Annotated in this window: 10 protein-coding genes, 1 tRNA gene and 1 pseudogene; 6 read left to right on the top strand and 6 right to left on the bottom strand. The window is 45.7% G+C overall.

Annotated elements, in window-relative coordinates:
- Positions 1-132 precede the first annotated feature (132 nt).
- Complete coding sequence (locus tag M1L66_RS24060; protein WP_434688639.1) at positions 133-438, bottom strand: transposase; 306 nt, start codon at positions 436-438, stop codon at positions 133-135.
- A 1,232-nt stretch (positions 439-1,670) separates the two neighbouring features.
- On the opposite strand from M1L66_RS24060, the gene M1L66_RS24055 reads away from it, so the two are divergent.
- Together M1L66_RS24055 and M1L66_RS24050 are read left to right on the top strand one after the other, a co-directional pair.
- Complete coding sequence (locus M1L66_RS24055; protein ID WP_434688638.1) at positions 1,671-2,402, top strand: hypothetical protein; 732 nt, start codon at positions 1,671-1,673, stop codon at positions 2,400-2,402.
- Between the two features lie 15 nt (positions 2,403-2,417).
- The gene (locus M1L66_RS24050; protein ID WP_434688637.1) at positions 2,418-11,336 is read left to right on the top strand and encodes a doubled motif LPXTG anchor domain-containing protein; all 8,919 of its coding nucleotides are present in this window, start codon (positions 2,418-2,420) and stop codon (positions 11,334-11,336) included.
- A gap of 101 nt (positions 11,337-11,437) precedes the next feature.
- Here M1L66_RS24050 and M1L66_RS24045 read toward each other — a convergent pair whose 3' ends face one another.
- Positions 11,438-11,848, bottom strand: a complete 411-nt coding sequence (locus M1L66_RS24045; RefSeq protein WP_187023943.1) for a DUF3842 family protein — start codon at positions 11,846-11,848, stop codon at positions 11,438-11,440.
- Positions 11,849-12,016: 168 nt separating this feature from the next.
- On the opposite strand from M1L66_RS24045, the gene M1L66_RS24040 reads away from it, so the two are divergent.
- Positions 12,017-12,343, top strand: a complete 327-nt coding sequence (locus M1L66_RS24040; RefSeq protein ID WP_110322517.1) for a cupin domain-containing protein — start codon at positions 12,017-12,019, stop codon at positions 12,341-12,343.
- A gap of 352 nt (positions 12,344-12,695) precedes the next feature.
- Here the strand turns inward: M1L66_RS24040 and M1L66_RS24035 are convergent, their stop codons facing one another.
- Positions 12,696-14,105 (bottom strand): spore germination protein, encoded by a 1,410-nt coding sequence (locus M1L66_RS24035; RefSeq protein ID WP_434688636.1) that lies wholly within the window; start codon positions 14,103-14,105, stop codon positions 12,696-12,698.
- 468 nt (positions 14,106-14,573) lie between these two features.
- Between M1L66_RS24035 and M1L66_RS24030 the strand changes: the two genes are divergently transcribed.
- Positions 14,574-15,539 carry a helix-turn-helix transcriptional regulator gene (locus M1L66_RS24030; protein WP_434688635.1) on the top strand — a complete coding sequence of 322 codons (966 nt, stop codon included), beginning with the start codon at positions 14,574-14,576 and terminating at the stop codon, positions 15,537-15,539.
- Between the two features lie 114 nt (positions 15,540-15,653).
- Here M1L66_RS24030 and M1L66_RS24025 read toward each other — a convergent pair.
- A tRNA-Val gene (locus M1L66_RS24025) sits at positions 15,654-15,726 on the bottom strand.
- Between the two features lie 141 nt (positions 15,727-15,867).
- Here M1L66_RS24025 and M1L66_RS24020 point away from each other — a divergent pair.
- Complete coding sequence (locus tag M1L66_RS24020; protein WP_187023946.1) at positions 15,868-16,740, top strand: YitT family protein; 873 nt, start codon at positions 15,868-15,870, stop codon at positions 16,738-16,740.
- A gap of 81 nt (positions 16,741-16,821) precedes the next feature.
- Positions 16,822-16,971, top strand: a pseudogene (locus tag M1L66_RS24015) (DUF6783 domain-containing protein); the annotation flags it as partial.
- Here M1L66_RS24015 and M1L66_RS24010 read toward each other — a convergent pair.
- Positions 16,910-18,304 carry an MATE family efflux transporter gene (locus M1L66_RS24010; RefSeq protein WP_187023947.1) on the bottom strand — a complete coding sequence of 465 codons (1,395 nt, stop codon included), beginning with the start codon at positions 18,302-18,304 and terminating at the stop codon, positions 16,910-16,912. The pseudogene M1L66_RS24015 and the gene M1L66_RS24010 overlap by 62 nt on opposite strands.
- 88 nt (positions 18,305-18,392) lie before the next feature.
- Entirely contained in the window at positions 18,393-18,833 is a 441-nt protein-coding gene (locus M1L66_RS24005) for an FMN-binding protein (protein WP_187023948.1), read from the bottom strand.
- Positions 18,834-18,881: the final 48 nt, after the last annotated feature.

The raw sequence follows: 18,881 nt of genomic DNA, 5'->3' as shown, positions 1-18,881 counted from the left end.
CGTAATCGTATGTATTCATAAGGCAGCGAAAATGGGGATCGATGCGTGGATCACTGCGGTACTTGATATTAGACTGGTTGGAAAGAACCAGCCATCTGTGCTTCCATCGAAAGCTTATGCTGATATTCCCTGTCACGTTGCCGGATTTTTTAACAGCTGCCGTATGTAATTATTGATTATACGGACAATCCATCGAATAACATGGAAGGAATCAACAACAGGAACCGCATTCGGGAAATACTTCCCCACATAGGAAATGTAAGGATTGTACATATCCAGATGTACCTCATCGACAGATATGACATCGGTCAGAGGCAAATGGTCCAGTTTTACATAGCGATCGAAAACATCGTGGGCATATGAATCCGAAACGTGCAACCGTTTGGAAATCGATACAGAGGTCTCCAAAAAGTTTTTGCAGGCTTCGATGATCAGCATGTCGGTTGCGTTGGTGGGCCTGTTTTTTTACTTCTTTTGCATGCATCCGGAATCCGCAAGATGGACAGAAATGAGCGGTTGGCGAAGTCTCAAGAGTGAGGGGCTTGGTCTGACACTGAATCTGAATCCCGCTGCTGATGATATCTGCATCTTTAAAGCCTAACAAATCTGTGACATGATTTATATATCCTCCTTTAGTAGATTAGTTTGTGCAAAAAACATCATACGTAAAAGAGGATAGAAGGATAAGATAAAATCGCCTTCAAAAAAGAAAATTAGAGTCAATCAGGCCGAAAATCGAACCAATTGCTCTGGTTTCCTATTAAAATGTGAGCAGCCTCCAACCAGAACCCTCAAACCAACCCTTTATGAAAGCCCCTCAAATAAAACCCTCAAACTAGCTCCTCACAAAAACAGACCTTCAAAAACTTTGAATACCCAAAATGATTAAAAAGGCGAAGGCCCGGCAGAAGTAATAATCTGTCAGGCCTTCGCCTTTTCATGGTGAAAATCTTTTGAAAAGTCAAATATTCTATTATAAATAGGTAGATTTCTATAATTTACGCTATAACTAAGTCTCTAATTTCTACCATCTTAAGTATTTCGGTATACTTTCTTTCAGGCAAAGTTATGTCCGCTTAAATTTTTCGCGCAGTTAATTTATTACCTTTTTTTCGCTTATGTAATAAAAAATTATGAAAATTACGATAATTACACAAAATTGGACACAGTGAACAACAAAAATTTAAAAATATAAGGGTTAATATAGAAGATACAGATTAGAAAATAAAGACGATATTGTATAGACTAAAGCCTATCTATATGATATGAATACTAAACAAATAGAAAAAAGTAAAAAATAGTACATATAATTTATTTTATTATACAGTTTTTTTTATTTTTTTTATTTCTATATCTTACAAAAACATTAATTATAAAAGCATTATACAGCGTCATGGTCACAAAACGGTTACATTTCAAGATTTTTCCATAATTTATTTTTGTTCTTTTTACTTTTTTTATGCCAGGTTGGCTGAATTAAAACTCATAAAATAAATTATAGGAAGGTGAATAAATTGTCGATAGCAAAAATGAGCATGATTCATAATTCATATCGTTATTTTACCGTTTCCGTAGATAAATACGAAGATCGATGTATGAAGGGAGTTATCTATCATGCGGGAAAAACTCCGGGAATCCGATATGATAATTTTCTTGAAATGATAACTCAAATGAATCGTATTTTTGACAGCATGTCATGTCCCAAACAGGCTATGGAACTGCGGCGATTTACAGGAATAGAGTATCCGGAACCGGTAATACGGGAATGCAATCGCTATCAGAATGGCAGAATGGCGACGTTTCAGATTTATGTGAAATTTCGCTATAACGCCAGTTGGCAGGGAGATATTACCTGGCTGGAAGGTGAACAGACAGAAAGCTTTGAAAGTCTTTTGCAGATGCTTCAGATGATTGATCGAATCTTTACCGGTCAATCGGAGGAGAGAGGAACGAGGGTCACAAAGATCTGCCAGATTGCGATTAATTCCTGCGAAAAAGGATTGGTGACAGGAAGAGTACAAAACGCTTTTATCAATCATCTGGAGCGATTTAAAGGAACCATTGGTCTGGCTGATGCAATGGTGCGTCTGTTTGAAGCAGGCGTTGGAGAAAATGATTCCGGAAAATCTCTGGAAGGAAAAATTATTTCAGAGGAAACCTGGGATTCCTATCGTTTAGGCGGGAAGGAAGCGACCTTCCTGATCAAGATCCTGTTCAGGGAACACTCAACCTGGCAGGGAGTAATTTACTGGCGTGAAACCGGTGAAAAACAGGCTTTCAGAAGCTTTTTGGAAATGATCATGCTGATAGCCTCTGCATTGGAAAGCGGTAAGGAAGAGCGTGAGTTTGAAGATAGATTTACAACAACTAATAATAGAGAAAAAGCCCGGATGGAAGGGTAAGGAAGGAGAGAAAGTATGAAAGGACTTAGAAAAAAGTTCAGACGAGGGCTTGCCGCGTTCCTGGCATTTGTTCTGACCATGACCTCCGTGAACACGGTGTCACTGGCAGATGTATCAAATGCACTGGAAACAGAAAAAGCTACCTTTGTCATGAGCGGAGAAGATATAGTGGAATCCGCTCAGGCTGCTATTGATAATGGCAGTACCTTTACTTACGAGGATCTCGGAATCGAGGAGACAGGAAGTACAGCGAAAGAGTATCAGAAGTTATTTACAAATGGCACAGTATATGAAATCGCCCCTTCTTATGACCTGGACGAAGAGGAAAACGCAGACGGAGCGAATCTCCGGATGTTTATCCGAGTAAAAGGTGAAACAGAAGGATATCAGATAACTGGTGAGGAGGAAATTATTTTCCTTTATATCAATGATTCTGAATCCAAAATTGCATTTCGTTCCAGAGTTGATGATTATGTAACGGATAAGGTTACGGTTAAAGGAAATTCTTATTTGGCAGAAACCGAAAAGCCGGTACTCGACGAGAAGGGAAATGCAATAGAAGGCGATAAGCCGGCACAAACCCCGGAAGAATCCACTGTACCCAGTGGGGAAAACGGAAGCGTAGAAGAGACGAAGGAGCCGGAGACTGAGGCACCGGCACTGGTACCGGAAGAATCGATGCAGGAACCGGAGTCGGAGGTACCTACGCAGGAACCGGAAACAACAGCAGCGGCAGAAGAGCCAAAGACAGAGGCTCCTACGCAGGCAGAAACCGAAAAGCCAACACAGGCCCCGGTACAAGAACCGGAAACAGAGGCCCCAGTGCAGGAGCCAGAAACACAGGCACCGGAAACTGATGCGGCAACACAGGCACCGGAAGTGCAGGAACCAGATACAGAAGCTCCCGCACAGGAACCGGAACCAGAAGCACCGGCACAGGAACCAGAGGCGGCAGATACAGGAAATGAAACCGCGTCTATAATAAGAAACAACACCTACGTATTGACAACTGCAATTGAGCCGACTTCAGAAGAGTCAGACGTATCAATTGTAGATGAAGAGGTTCCGAAAGCAGATAGTCCGAAAGAGGATACAGAAGCAAATACGCCTGCCGATAATTCGGTTACAGTAAGCACAGGAAGTAATGCGGATAAAGGTGATCATGCCGATCATGAAGAGAGTAAACCTTCAGAGAAAATCGAAGGCAAGACCTATGGCCATGTATTACTCAATGAAGAAAGTTATGCGAAAGCATATGTAACGACCCTTGATAAAATGGGGATATCTGTTGAAGCAGCAGAAGGGTTAACTCTTACGATTCATCATAATGCATTTTATAATGATAAAGATATATCAGAGGATGAAGTGATTAGAGGTCTGAAGGAAGGGGATGTGATTAATCCGGCGGATTATGCCTGGGAAAAGGACACTCTTACTTACTTAGGCAGTATACCAGAGGAGATAACAATCAGTGCTGAGTCTGATAATAAAATTGAATTGTTTTATGATGAGACTCCGGTGGAAAGAGAAGAAGACGAAATACAAATTCTGAATGCAGTCACAAGAAATTATTATCGATCGAGACTAGCCGATGATAATACGACACCTGGTAAAGTATTTCCTACCAAAACAGCAGAATGGGTAGACGAAGAAAATGGTTTAGCCAAAATTAATTTTACCATTTATGGAAATCCGGTCCGTAGGGGCAGTGATGTAATATTAATTGTCGATAGTTCTGGTAGTATGTCAGGAACAAAATGGTCCACAGCTAAAAGTGGAGCAAAAGGATTCGTAGATAATTTATATGAATCAGTTGATGGTGTTCCATCAGACAATCGAATTGCTATCGTTGATTTTGATAGCAGTGCAACAGCTTATCCGGGTATCAATAATTCGACAGAAACATTTTTAAAAGCGGATGATACAGTTAGGGTTGGAAATAAAAGACCTGTAACCTATTCTGCGACAGATTATTTTAAGGACTATGTTATAGACAGCCAGATGAAAGATTCTGGAGGAACTAACTACGATTATGCTTTTCAGGCGGCTCAAAAAATAATAGATAATCGATCTGATGATACCAGGCCTGTATATATTGTATTTATGAGTGATGGTGAGCCTCGTAATAATTCCATTTCACCATATCATGACGGCCAGGCTGAGGCAGCTGAGTTAAGAGGTCAAGGGGTAACAATTTATTCAATCGGTTTAAATATAGGAGATAAAAAATTTAACGATTTTATCGTTCCGTTAGCCTCTTCCCCTAAATCAACCTATGCTATCAATATCGAAAAAACAAGCGATCTGGTAGGCATCTACGACGCCATCGCCAGCTCCATCAAAATCGCCGGAACAGAAGCGACAATTACAGATGTCATCAACACAGAAGCGTTTGAGATTGCAACGGATTACAACGATGGCATGTGGTATGAAGCAAGCACAGGCACCGTAAGCAAGAGTTCCGATAATAAGACAATTACATGGGATTTCGGTAATATTTCTGCCAATAAGGAAACCCTTACTATCTATATTAAAGTAAAGGATACCGTACAAGGCGGCACTGCACCGGATACCAACAAAGAAGCAAAAGTAGATTACACGGATCCGAATGAACAGTCCCAGACTCAGGATATACCGAGTCCCAACCTGGCAGTTGGAGATGTGGGTACCATCACATTAAACTATTACCTGGTTAATGAAGACGGCATTACAATCAACGGAACCGGCGAAGCGATTGATTTCGCGCGCCGCCAGCAGCTGGGAACCAAACTTTACGGGGATGCACCTCAGGAGTTTGGCAGCTATACCGTGAATGCACCATCGACCATTGAGTACAATGGTATCAAATATCAGTATGTAGCGGCAAGTGCATCGAAGGATGGAAGTGCAAATCCTGCAAATGTAGAGCTGAGCCCTGCCAAGAAGGCAGTCAATCTGTACTATGGCTATCAGGAAATCAAAGATGTAACAGTAACCTTTCATGGCAACGGAGGCACGCCAAGCGTTAGCAGCGTGACCGTGCCAAAGGATACCGCTTTAGGCGGCCAGATAGCAACCGCAGTAAGAGAGGATCATAATTTCCTTGGATGGAATACAGCGATGGATGGATCTGGCAGCGCGTTCACTTCCAACACGATCGTTACAGATAACATGACTGTATACGCACAGTGGCAGAAAAAACAGGCGCTGACCATCAAAGCAGCCGACACAGAAAAAGTTTATAATGGTGAAATACAGTATGCATCGGAAACAGGATACGAATCGACTGGTTTAAAAGCGGGTCACAGAATTACAAACATAAAAGCCAGTGGTTCCGGACGTGATGTTCAGGAAGATGGCTATCCAATCACCATTACAGGTAGTGTAAAAGTTGTAAATGAATCGGGTGTCGATGTAACACATGAATACACGATTACAAAAGAACCGGGAACTTTGACAATTAAACCAAAAGAAGTGACAATTACGGTAGATAACAGTTCAAAGGCTTATGGTTCCCCGGACCCGAAGTTCACCGGTAAAGTAGAAGGCCTTGTAAACGAAACAGACCTTGGCACCGTATCATTTGTGAGAACAAATGAGGCTGAGGAAGTCGATGTTTACAAGGAAGTACTCGCTGCAAAGTATAAAGCAAATAAAAACTATACTGTAACAGAGCACAGAGGCGACTTTGAAATCAAGGTAGCTACGATGCCGGGAGCGTCTTTATCGGCTAAGGGCGGCAGCTGGGAATACGATGGAAATGCACATTATGCAGCAGCAACTCTTAATAAGGCGGATGGCTATACCGTATATTACAAAGTAAATGACGGTGACTGGACAGTAAATCCGCCGAGTGTAACAGAGGTATCAGAAGGTATTGTAACGGTATCTGTAAAAGCAACGAAACATGGCTATGTAGACCTGGGGACTGAGAATGTCACGCTGCAAATAACACCGAAGCCAGCAACAATTACAGTAAAAAATGCAGAAAAGACCTTTGGGGAAAGCGATCCAACCTTTGAGGGAACCGTACAGGGACTTGTTAATAGTACAGATCTTGGAACGGTTACTTATAAACGATCGAATGATACCGAAAATGTAGGAACATATTTTGACGTACTGATTCCAGAATACACAGAAAACACCAATTATAAGGTAACTGTAAAACCAGGTGATTTCAAAATTAAACCGGCAAAGGATCCTGAGGCGGACTTAAAGATTGCCGGAGGCAGCTGGCCGTATGACGGAAAAGAGCATAAAGTAAAGCTGAATGTCATAGATTCTGCACTGGCTGCGCTGAAGAGATATACGATCGAATACAGTACGGACGGAGGCCAGACCTGGTCTAAAAATGTACCGGGAGTGACCAATGTATCCGACGGAACGCTCACAGTCATTGCAAGAGGTACTCGTGAAGGATATGAAACGCTGGAATCGAATGAAGCTACGATTTCAATTACTCCGGCGCCGGTAACGATTGTTGTTGACAATGCAGAAAAGTTCTATAATGACCCGGATCCGGCATTTACAGGAAAGATAAACGGACTTGTAAAAGCGGGAGATCTTGGAAACGTAACCTACAGCAGAACCAATGATGATGAAGAAGTAGGCGTATATCAGAACGTATTAACTGCAAACTTTTATATAAATAACAACTATACAGTAGAGATAGAAAAGGGCGATTTCCAAATTAAGAGCGCATCACTCGAAGGCGCAGTGCTGACCGCGAAAGGCGGAGAGTGGACTTATGATGGAAATGCACATGCCGCCACAGCTGCATTGGAAAATGCACCCGGCTATACAATCTATTATAAGACCGGAAACGGCGACTGGACTACAGAAGCACCAAGTGTGACAAACGTAGCAGATGGGCTTGTAACCGTATCGGTTAAAGCAGAACGCTATGGATACGAAGCCCTGGAGGCAGAAGATGTAACGCTCAAAATACTGCCGAAGGAAGTCATTATCCAGGTAAAGAATGCAGAGAAGTTCTTTGATGAGCCGGATCCAAAATTCGAAGGAACCGTGTCAGCGTTAGTAAACCAGGAAGACCTTGGTACGGTAACGTACACCAGAGAGAATACGGAAGAAGCTGTTGGTAAGTACACGCAAGTATTGACAGCAAACTATACTTCAAATGGTAACTATGAAGTTACCATTAAAAAGGGCGATTTTGAAATCAAGACAGCGACTTTGGAAGGTGCTTCTCTAAGTGCGACTGGCGGAAGCTGGCCGTATGATGGAAAAACGCATTACGCCAACGCAGAACTTACAAAAGCGGATAACTACACCATCTATTATCGTGTAGGAGATGGTGAATGGACGACGGAAAAACCAGGTGTCACCAATGTATCAGAAGGCGAATTGACGGTATCTGTGAAGGCAACGAGAACTGGCTACGTGGATCTTGTGACAGAAGATGTCAAACTTGTCATTACACCAAGAAAGGCGACTATCACTGTAAATGATGCAGAAAAATTCTACGACGAAAAAGATCCGTCATTTACAGGAACAGAGACTAATCTGGTAAAGGCGGGAGATCTGGGAACGGTTACTTACCGCAGGACTAACGATGCCGAGGAAGTAGGCATTTATACAGATGTATTAACGGCAGATTATACCGCCAACGACAACTACAATGTAACTGTAGTAAATGCAGACTTTACGATTAAAGTTGCATCTATCGCAGGTGCGAAATTGACTGCGGCAGGCGGAAGCTGGATCTACGATGGCGAGGCCCATGCGGCAGCCGGAAGAGTTGAGAACGCAGACGGCTACACTGTATACTACAAAGTCGGAGACGGCGGGTGGACCACAGAGGCCCCGAGTGTAACCAATGTACTGGACGGAACCGTGACAGTATCCGTAAAGGCAACAAGAACGGGTTATGAAGAACTGACGACTGACGCGGTTACTCTGGAGATCATTCCGAAAGACGCAGCCATTGTCGTAGACGATGCAGAGAAGTTCTTTGATGAAGCAGATCCGAAGTTTACAGGAACCGTGACAGGACTTGTAAAGGAAGGCGATTTAACAGGGCTGACCTACATCAGAACAAACTCTGACGAGGCAGTCGGCATTTATCCGGAAGTACTGGCAGCAGCCTATATTGAAAATCCGAACTACAATGTAACCGAGCACAAGGGAACGTTTGAAATCAAGACAGCGACCATGAAGGATGCCAAAGTGACGGCAGACGGCGGAAGCTGGGTATACGATGGAGCGGCACATGCGGCGACCGCATCTCTTAAGAACGCAGACGGCTATACCGTATATTACAAGGCTGGAGACGGCGAATGGACCACGACAGCACCGAGCGTTACCAACGTGGCAGAAGGGATCGTAACCGTATCCGTCAAGGCAACGAAAACCGGCTATATAGATTTAACGGCTGAAGACGTAACCATTCAGATTACAAAGAAGCCGGTAACGATCACGGTAAACAATGCGGAGAAGTTCTTTAACGAGGCAGATCCGGCATTTACCGGAACCGTAACAAAACTGGTAGCAGACGGCGATCTCGGAACGATAACCTATGTGAGAACCAATGACGCAGCAGGTGTGGGAACGTATGAGAAGGTGCTGGATGCAGTTTACACAGACAACACAAACTACGAAGTAACCGTAAAACGCGGCGACTTTAAGATTAAAGAAGCGAAGGACCCGGAGGCAGAGCTTAAGATTGTCGGAGGAAGCTGGGTATATGACGGAGATGAGCACAGAGTAAAACTGGATGTCATCGATTCCGTTCTGGCAGCACTGAAGAAGTATAAGATCGAATACAGTACGGACGGAGGAAATACCTGGTCTGAGACTGTACCGGGAGTCACCAATGTGGCAGATGGAACCGTAACTGTGATTGCAAGAGGTACCCGTGAAGCTTATGAGACCCTGGTATCCAATGAGACAACAATCCAGATCACAGCCAGAACCGCAGCGATCCGGGTACATGACGCGGAGAAGTTCTTCGATGAATCTGACCCGGCATTTACGGGAACAGAAGAGAACCTGGTAAAAGCAGGGGATCTCGGAACCGTAACCTACAGAAGAACAAACGCAGACGAAGCAGTAGGAACCTATCCGGAAGTACTGACCGCGGACTACACGGCAAACAGCAACTATATTGTAAATGTAGTAAACGGAGACTTCGAAATCAAGACCGCATCCATAAAAGATGCAAAGCTGGAAGCAGCCGGCGGAAGCTGGATCTATGACGGAGCAGCCCACGCGGCCTCCGGAAATGTAACGAACGCAGACGGCTACACAGTATACTACAAAGCAGGCAATGGCGAGTGGACCACCGAGGCCCCGAGCGTAACCAATGTACTGGAAGGAACCGTAACCGTATCCGTGAAGGCTGTGAGAAGCGGCTATGCAGATTTAACGACAGAGGATGTAACCCTTAAGATTACACCAAGGGAAGCAGCCATCACAGTGGATCATGCGGAGAAGTACTTTGATGAGCAGGATCCGGAGTTTACCGGAACGGCAGCAAACCTTGTGGCGTCCGGAGATCTTGGAACCATTACCTACAGAAGAACCAACACAGAAGAGGCAGTAGGAACCTATCCGAAGGTACTGACAGCGGATTATGAGTCAAACAGCAACTACATTGTAACCGTAGTGAAGGGAGACTTTGCTATTAAGACCGCGTTCCTTGAAGACGCAGTGCTGACAGCAGCCGGAGGAAGCTGGGTCTATGACGGAGCCGCCCACGAGGCAGCCGCTAAGCTTGAGCATGCACCTGGTTACACGATTTATTATAAGGCTGGAAACGGTGAATGGAGTACCGAAGCACCAAGCGTTACCAATGTAGCAGATGGAACCGTAACGGTATCTGTGAAGGCGACGAAAACCGGTTATGAGGACTTAACGGCTGAAGATGTAACGATTCGCATAACAGCAAGGCCGGCAACCATTGTTGTAGATAACAAATCCGAATCTTATAGTGACATTGACCCATTATTTACGGGTCAGATACAGGGATTGATATCCGACGGAGATTTAGGGACTGTAGTTTACCACAGACTTGACGCGGATAAGAACAAAGAGGCGGTTGGCGCTGACATTACACTGACTGCAGGCTACAGTGATAATTCCAACTATAAGGTAGAGGTGAAGAACGGTAAGCTGGATATCATTGCATTAAATACGAATACCGTTAATGTAACCGGAGAAACCGTAACGTATGATGGAAAGACACATGGACTGAGAGAAGTAACCGCACTGAAGGAAGGCTCCACGATTCTTTACTCCGTGGATAATCAGAACTTTAGTGAGACAGTGCCTGTCTTTACAGAAGCGGGCAACCACACCGTCTATGTGAAGGCTGTCAATCCGAATTATCACGACACAGCCGTTGTAACAGGTATTGTAGTCATTCAGAAACGTGCATTATCCATTACAGCAGCCAGTGCGGAAAGAAAATACAACGGAACAGAATTAACCGCACCGACCGCGTCGATCACAGATGGAACGCTTGCAGACGGCCAGACACTGACGGCAGTTAAAGTGACAGGTTCACAGACCTCAGTTGGCAGCAGCGAGAATATAGCCAGTGATGCAGTGATCATGGCAGATAATGCAGAAGTTACCTCCAACTATAATATCACTTATTTAGCAGGCACCCTTAGAGTAACCTCAGGCAGCAGCGGAGGCGGTGGAGGCGGAGGCGGCAATACTCCGAATCCTGATAAGCCATACGTGCCGGGGGGACCTGGAACTGATCCGGGAACAGTAACGATTGAACCGGGTGAGGTACCGTTGGCAAACTTACCGGAAAGCAGTTCGTCTGATAACTTAATACTGATTGATGACGGCAATGTACCACTTGCAGGTCTTCCGAAGACCGGTGATCGTGCAGGTGCACACGCAGGATTAGCAGCACTGCTGTCCGGATTCCTGCTGGCAGCATTTACAGCGCTGAGCAGCAAGAAGAGGGAAGAAGAGAAGTAAAGATTCGATACGAAATGTGTTATTACGCAAATGGCGGCGGCCTGGCAGATGTTATGATCTGTCAGGCCGCCGCCGTTTGTATGAAGGAATTGCCGAACTACTTATTTTCCCGTCAGAAACTCCACCTGCGCTACTACCTGTCCGATGTACACGCTCAGCGGCAGTTCCTCACAGCCAACTACGTAGTGATTGCATTTGTTCACCGGAATCAGGATTTTCTTAGCCTGGCTGGAGCCGATGGCTTCCGCCATGACCGGAGTGATCTCACCGAGCAGCGAGTTCGGGATTACGATGCCGATAGGTCCGATAATAATGTCCGCGCTGCGGCTGGCCACTACCACGGGATTTTCACCGGTTGCACCGGCGTCCGCACCGGCTTTCAGCATGGAGGAGGTGGCGATGGAGTTGGTTCCGATTGCGGTTATTTCAAGTTCCGGATGGGACTTTTTTAACTGGACAATAACGGCGTGTCCCATCTTGCCGCCCTGCCCGTCGATTACGATAATTTTCATTTGTAGGTTCCTTTTCAATGATATATAATTTTCTTATTTATTATAAAGCATTCCTGCCGGGTTTACAAGAAAAGGGTATGAATTTTGAAGTGGCTCCCTTTTCCCTGTTTACGGAAGGGCTTACTTTGTAGTATAATATGGAATTACAAAAAACAGGAGGAATACATCATGTATGTAGAAAACAAAAATGTTCCGCTTACAGACTTAGGCGGCGGTGTTGTGCGGAAGGTACTGGCCTACAGCGAGAATTTAATGAATGTGGAGCTGAAGTTTGAAAAGGGAGCGATCGGTGCAAAACACAGCCATCCTCATGAGCAGATCGGTTATATTATATCCGGTTCCCTGTTATTTCAGGAGGAAGGCAAGGAAGACAAAGTTCTGGTAACAGGAGACAGCTATTACGTTGAGCCGGATGTGGTGCACGGTGTGGTAGCGTTGGAAGAGACCATGCTGCTGGATATCTTTACACCAATGAGAAAAGATTTCGTGGAATAAAAGTAACAGTTCAGCCTTCGCTTCCGGCTGCCGCTGTCCGGCCCCGCGCTTTCGTTTCCCGGACCTTTCCAGTTCCGGTTTCGGGCATAAGCATTTCTAAATGTGCAGGATTTTTCTAAAAACCAGTGAAAATCCCCAAACTCGCTGCGCTCAGACAGGTGGGGATTTCCCCTGAACGAAAAATTCTGCACATTTAGAAATGCTAATGCCCTGCAAAGTCACAGTAAAGGTCCGGGAAACGAAAGCGCGGGGCCGGACAGCGGCAGCCGGAAGCGAAGGCTGAACTGTTACGAATAAAGAACCATAACAAGAGAGAAGTCCGGAAAACAGTTTTATTTCCCGGACTTCTTCCTTATTTCTCCTTATGAGGCAGTCTGCCGCGTAAGAAACGTTTCTTTAATTTACTCCAGTTAAACGGTATCACCGGATAGATATAGCTCTTGCCTGCGATCGTCTTGTTAAATACGACAGCGCAGACGGATAGTATGACTCCGATGGCAAATCCCCAGTAATTAAAGAGGGCGGTGAGCACAAGCAGGATCATTCGCATGAATTTGAATGCGTAGCCCAGCTCGAAGCTGGCCTGGGAGTAATTGGCAATAGTCACGAAGGCCATATAGAGCATGGTTTCACTGTTAAACCAGCCGGATTTTACGGAGTATTCACCCAGGACGATACCGGCGATAACACTGAGCGGTGTGGTCAGCATGCTGGGCGTATTAACAGCGGCCAGCCTCAGACCATCGATGGCAAATTCCAGTATGAGTAGCTGGAAGATGAGCGGTACATGAGGCGGTTCTGACAATTGAATGAACTCCAGCCAGGAAGGGATGACATTGGGATTCTGCATCAGCAGAAGCCACAGCGGCGTTAAATAAAGGGTCAGCACAGAGATTGCCATACGCGAAAGCCGCAGGTATGATCCCGTTACCGGCGGGAAATAGTAATCGTCGGCTTCTTCAATAATGTCGAAGACAGACGAAGGCAGAATCATGGCGGCAGGAGAGTTATCCACCAGAATGATGATGTTTCCCTCCAGGATCGAGGCGGCCGCAGTGTCGGGACGCTCGGAAAATTTAAACTTCGGAAATGGATTGTACCATTTATGTGGATAAAGGCACTCCGCAAGGCTTTCCTGGTTCATGGTCAAAGCGTCGACCTCCAGCTTGTTGATCCGGTCTTTGATCATGGCGAGGAGATTTTCATCGATCCGGCCCTGCATGTAGCAGAGGGCGATGTCCGTGTGGGAGCTTTCCCCGGCGCTGGTGATCTCCATGGTGAGCTTTGGATCACGGATTCGGCGGCGGATCAGGGCCGTGTTGAAAATAAGGGTTTCCACAAACCCGTCACGGGAACCGCGAAGTACCTTGTCTTTTTCAGGCTCAGACACGCCGCGGGCCGGATAGGTGCGGCAGTCGATGGTGAAGCAGCTGTCATACCCGTCGATGAACAGACACGACACGCCCATGAGGAGCTGGCCGATCATCTCGGTATCACTCTTTACCAGTCCAACCTCTCCGTAGGGAAGGTATTTCTTGGAAAATGCGTGAGCGTCTTCCGGCATGGAGTCTTCCTTCAGCGTTGAAAATGCCTGGAGTATTTTGAGCCATACCTCATCTTTGGTGAAGCCATCTATAAAATAGAGACAGGCCTCCCGCCCACCCACATGGATGACTCGGTAGACTACGTCGAAATTCGTGTCCACATTCAATTTTTCTTTCAGATAAGACATGTTATCAGAAAGTTTACTGGAAAAGTCCATATTATGGTCTCCTTTTTTACTGTTTTGGTAGTCCGCGGATTAAGCGGCAATGAAAGGGAATTAGCGATATAGAAAGTATGCGCATTTTTTGTGAAAATATGTTTCATGAAAGCATGTACGCATGACTAAGACGTTTTTGCATGCATTGTATAAAAAATTGCGATAATCATTCTTCCATTCCGGCCCATTTTTGGTGAAATACACTAAAATGATTGACTTTTTCCATTATTGATGTTATGATTGTCCATGTGAGAAGCACAAAGGGGTGCCTTGCGTGTATGATTTCAGGCATGGGGATGCCAGAATTATAAGAACTTAATAATGTGACGGTTTTAGATCGTGACGAAGAACTGCTTTCTGTGGGGGATAAGCAGTTCTTTTTTTATTTCACAGCAAGTAAAATCAAGCATAAAATTCTCCGTGGCTTTATAATAACGGCAGGGCGGTTGAAACAAGGAGAACAGACGAATGTACGAGTGGCAGAAACAGATCCAAATCTTTGTCGATGAAATTGACAAATGCATCAAAAATTATAACGATGAAGCTTTGACACTGAGCTTTCTTTCCCGCAGTCTCGGTTATTCCGAATTTTATACGACGAGAAAATTTAAAGAGATATCGGGTATGCAGTTTCGGGAATACTTAAGGCTGAGGAAATTAGCCTTTGCACTAAAAGAGGTCCGGGACAGTGATAAGAGCTTTTTGGATATTGCGCTGGATTATGGTTTTTCGTCAAATGAAGCCTTTACCAGGGCCTTTAAAGGGACTTATGGCATGACGCCCAGTGAATACCGCAAAAAACCGAAGCCAGTTGTTCTGCGTACAAAAATAAACCCTTTCGACCGCTACTTATTAGGATTAGGAGAAATTGGCATGATGAAATCTACCGATGATATTAAAATTTATTTTGTAACCATACCCGCACACAAATTTCTGCACATTAAAAATTATGAGAGTAATGGGTACTGGGATTTCTGGCAGAAACAGAATCTGATTCCGGGCCAGGATTACGAAACCATTTGCGGTTTACTGGACAGCATTAAGGGGAAATTAGACGATGAGGGCGGAAGTGAACCTAACTGTGGAAGCGGCCAGATCATGGCCTATATTAACGACCCGGAGGGCAGACTCTGCGACTGGGGAATCCCGCGCACCGAGTGTCACGGCGTACGGCTTCCTTATGATTATAAAGGTGAGATACCGTCGCAGATGCTGCTCATTGATGTCCCTGAAGCCGAGTATATCGTCTTTGAACACGGTCCCTTCGATTATGAACAGGAAAACCGCAGTGTTGAGGAAAAGATTGAAGCGGCAATGGCGGCCTTTGATTATTCCGGCACCGGCTACAGTTTTGATGCCACACCGGGCAGAATCACATACTTTTACTTCAATCCGGAACAGTATTTTAAGTATATCAGACCGGTGAAAAGGTAGAGGTACCTCCTCATTGTGCCTGCAGTGAAGTTCGCAGAGCCTAATGGCAGTGTGCCTTCAGAAATTGAAAAAAACCGCCGGAACCTAATCGATTAGGTTCCGGCGGTTTCGCCATGGAGACAACAGGGCTCGAACCTGCGACCTTCTACACGTCAAGCAGATGCTCTCCCAGCTGAGCTATATCTCCATATCGCTATTTTAATCGAAAGGAGCAAAAAAATCAATAGTTAGAATAAAATTTTTTAAGTTGTCTTAATTTGTATTGATGGAAGTGAGAATTTTACATATAATAGCATTAATGCGTACTTAAGGAGGGGAGTTTTTTACTATGTGGAGGAAGTTAAGAAAGAACAGGCATTTTCGGACATTTATAACGACAGTGGCGGTCATCGGTTCGGCGCTGCTTCAGACATTTGTTATTCAGGCGTTCATAAGGCCGGCTGGGCTGCTGTCCGGCGGATTTACCGGAATTGCGATCCTGATTGACCGCGTGACGTCCCTGTTCGGAATCAATCTGTCAACTTCCCTGGCCATGGTGATTTTGAATATTCCGGTGGCCTGGGCCTGCAGCAAGAGTATCAGCCGGCGGTTTACATTTTTCTCACTGCTCCAGGTATTACTGGCCAGTTTATTTTTGAAAATCTTTCATTTCTCACCGATCTTCGAGGACGTGATCCTGAATGTGATCTACGGAGGCGTTCTGTATGGTTTCTGCATCGTCCTGGCGCTGAGAGGCAATGCCTCCACAGGCGGAACGGACTTTATCGCCCTCTACGTATCCAATAAGACGGGAAATTCCATCTGGACGTCTGTATTTGTGGGAAATGTGGTGCTTTTATGTATCTTCGGAGCTATCTTCGGATGGGATTACGCGGGATATTCGATTCTGTTTCAATTTGTGTCCACGATGATCGTATCCACCTTCCATCACCGTTATGAGCGGGTGACACTGCAGATTACGACCTCCAAAGGCCTGGAGATGACGGACGCCTATGTAAAGACCTTCCGGCACGGCATATCCTGTGTGGATGCCATCGGCGGATACAGCAAAAAACACATGTATCTGCTTCACACCGTGGTGTCTTCCTACGAGGTGGCGGATATCATCACCCTGCTTCATGAGGTGGATGAGCATGTGATCGTCAATATGTTCCGGACCCAGCAGTTCTACGGTGGCTTTTACCGTGCTCCGATGGAGTAGGCGGAGCCTGGAGCGTGTTTGAGAATTCATTCCTGCCATCTGCACGCCCCACTTTGCGGTATATTTACCCCTCATTCGGTCAACGTAGCCCACTACGCTTTCCTCATTCGGGGCAAATCTCCCACAAAGTGTGACGCACATCTGTCAGAAAGCAATTTTCAAACACGCTCTAACGGTTCCGCCTCCGAAACCCATACCAGTGGTGTTTCTTCAGCTTGGAAAACCAGTTAAAATAGAAGAAGAACAGGATCGAAGTGATGACCCATGTCAGCGGATAGCTGAAAATAACGGTCTGAATCGTCGGACGGAGCGGTACTGCAGCCCAGATCCAGACGACACGGAGTGCACAGACGCCCAGACAGGTGATAATCATAGGAATCCAGCAGTCGCCGACGCCTCGCAGGGAACCGGAATAAATCTCGATGCAGACGTAGGTGAAGAAGGTCGGAACCAGATACTGCAAGATCTCGGTTCCTTTTTCGATAACCGCCGCGTCCGTGGTAAACAGCAGATAGATATAGCTGCCGCCGCAGTAGAGCAGGACGCTTAACAGGAAGGTGGCGGCAAAGCTCATGGCCAGACACACGCGAACCCCCTTGTGAACCCTGTCCTTTTTCCCGGCGCCGTAGTTCTGTCCAACAAATGTGGTAACGGAGATGCCGAAGGCGTTGATGATCATCCAGAACACGCTGTCGATCTTTCCGTATGCGGTCCAGGCAGCAATGGTATCGGTTCCCAGCGCATTGACGCTGGACTGGATAATCACGTTGGAAGCGGAGTACATGACGGACTGAAGACCCGCGGGGAATCCGATCTGGATAATCCGCTTCAGCATGTCCAGATCCAGCCGAACAGACCGGGGGATCAGATGGTACGACTCCTTTGTCTTCATCAGCACGATGATGACCAGTACGGCGCTGACCAGCTGGGAGATGATGGTAGCCAGCGCGGCTCCCATGACGCCCATATGCAGGTAGACGACGAAAACGATATCCAGTACAATGTTGGTAAAACAGCTGGCAATCAGGAAGTACAGCGGCCGTTTCGAGTCCCCGATCGCCCGCAGGATACCGGCTCCCATGTTATAGATCAGGTTGCCGATGACTCCCAGAAAATAGATTCGCATATACAAAACCGCGTGATTTAATATATCATCCGGTGTTCCCATGGCGGATAAGGCCCAAGGTGCGCCTGCCACACCGATGACCATGAGGACAATGCCTCCCACGATGGAAAATGCAATCGACGTATGTACTGCCCTGCTCACCCGGTCCGGCTGTTTCGCACCGTAAAACTGGGAGATAATTACGGTGGCACCGGAAGAAAGTCCTACGAAGAACCCCACAAGAAGATTGATCAGGGTTCCCGTAGGACCTCCTACGGCTGCCAGCGCTTCCTTTCCAACGAACCGCCCTACAATCACGGCATCGGCGGTGTTATAGAGCTGCTGGAAAAATGTTCCAAATAAAATTGGAAAGAAAAACAGAAGAAGCTGTTTCCAGATCACTCCTTCTGTAATTTGATTCTGCCCCATGACACTCTGTGTCCTGCTTTTCTGACTCATATCCCGTTCCTCTTACTGTAAAATAATTATGTATTCTGAACTCATTATACAGGGAGAAAAGAGAAAACACAATCCCCATACCATATTCTTATTTTGCAGTTTCGGCTTTGGTCAGCGCCGTGTCGACTGCTTTTAAGAGGACGGTGGATGTGTAGCGTGTCTCATCGGAGTAGGAGATGTTTTTGGTGGACTGATTTTTTACAATCTGCTCCGAGAGAGTGTCCATGGCCGGCTGCATCAGCGGATACATGGTTGTGACCGCTTCGCTTAAGGGAACGAGGGTGACCGATGTAATTTTATCCGCATCCACGGTTACCTGTACGTTGACATCCTGGTTATTCAGCGTGATCGCGGAAGAGTAAACTCCGGGCACATAAGTGGCCACTTCTCCGGAAGTGGGAACGGTATCTTTTTTCGGCCGGAACATGATGAGAAACAGGGTGATTAACAGTATTCCGAGGCCGACAAAGATGGCGGTGTAGATGATTTCTTTCATCCGCAGTACAACAATTTTTGTTTTAGAGCTCATATTAAAATAAGGTCCTCCGAACGGGTTTTGTTATAGTGTATTCTGCTT

This window comes from Hungatella sp. SB206 (assembly GCF_051132295.1).
GTDB classification, from domain to species: domain Bacteria; phylum Bacillota; class Clostridia; order Lachnospirales; family Lachnospiraceae; genus Hungatella; species Hungatella effluvii.
The sequence above is the reverse complement of the archived record's forward strand: the minus strand, read 5'-3'. Positions and strand labels throughout refer to the sequence as shown.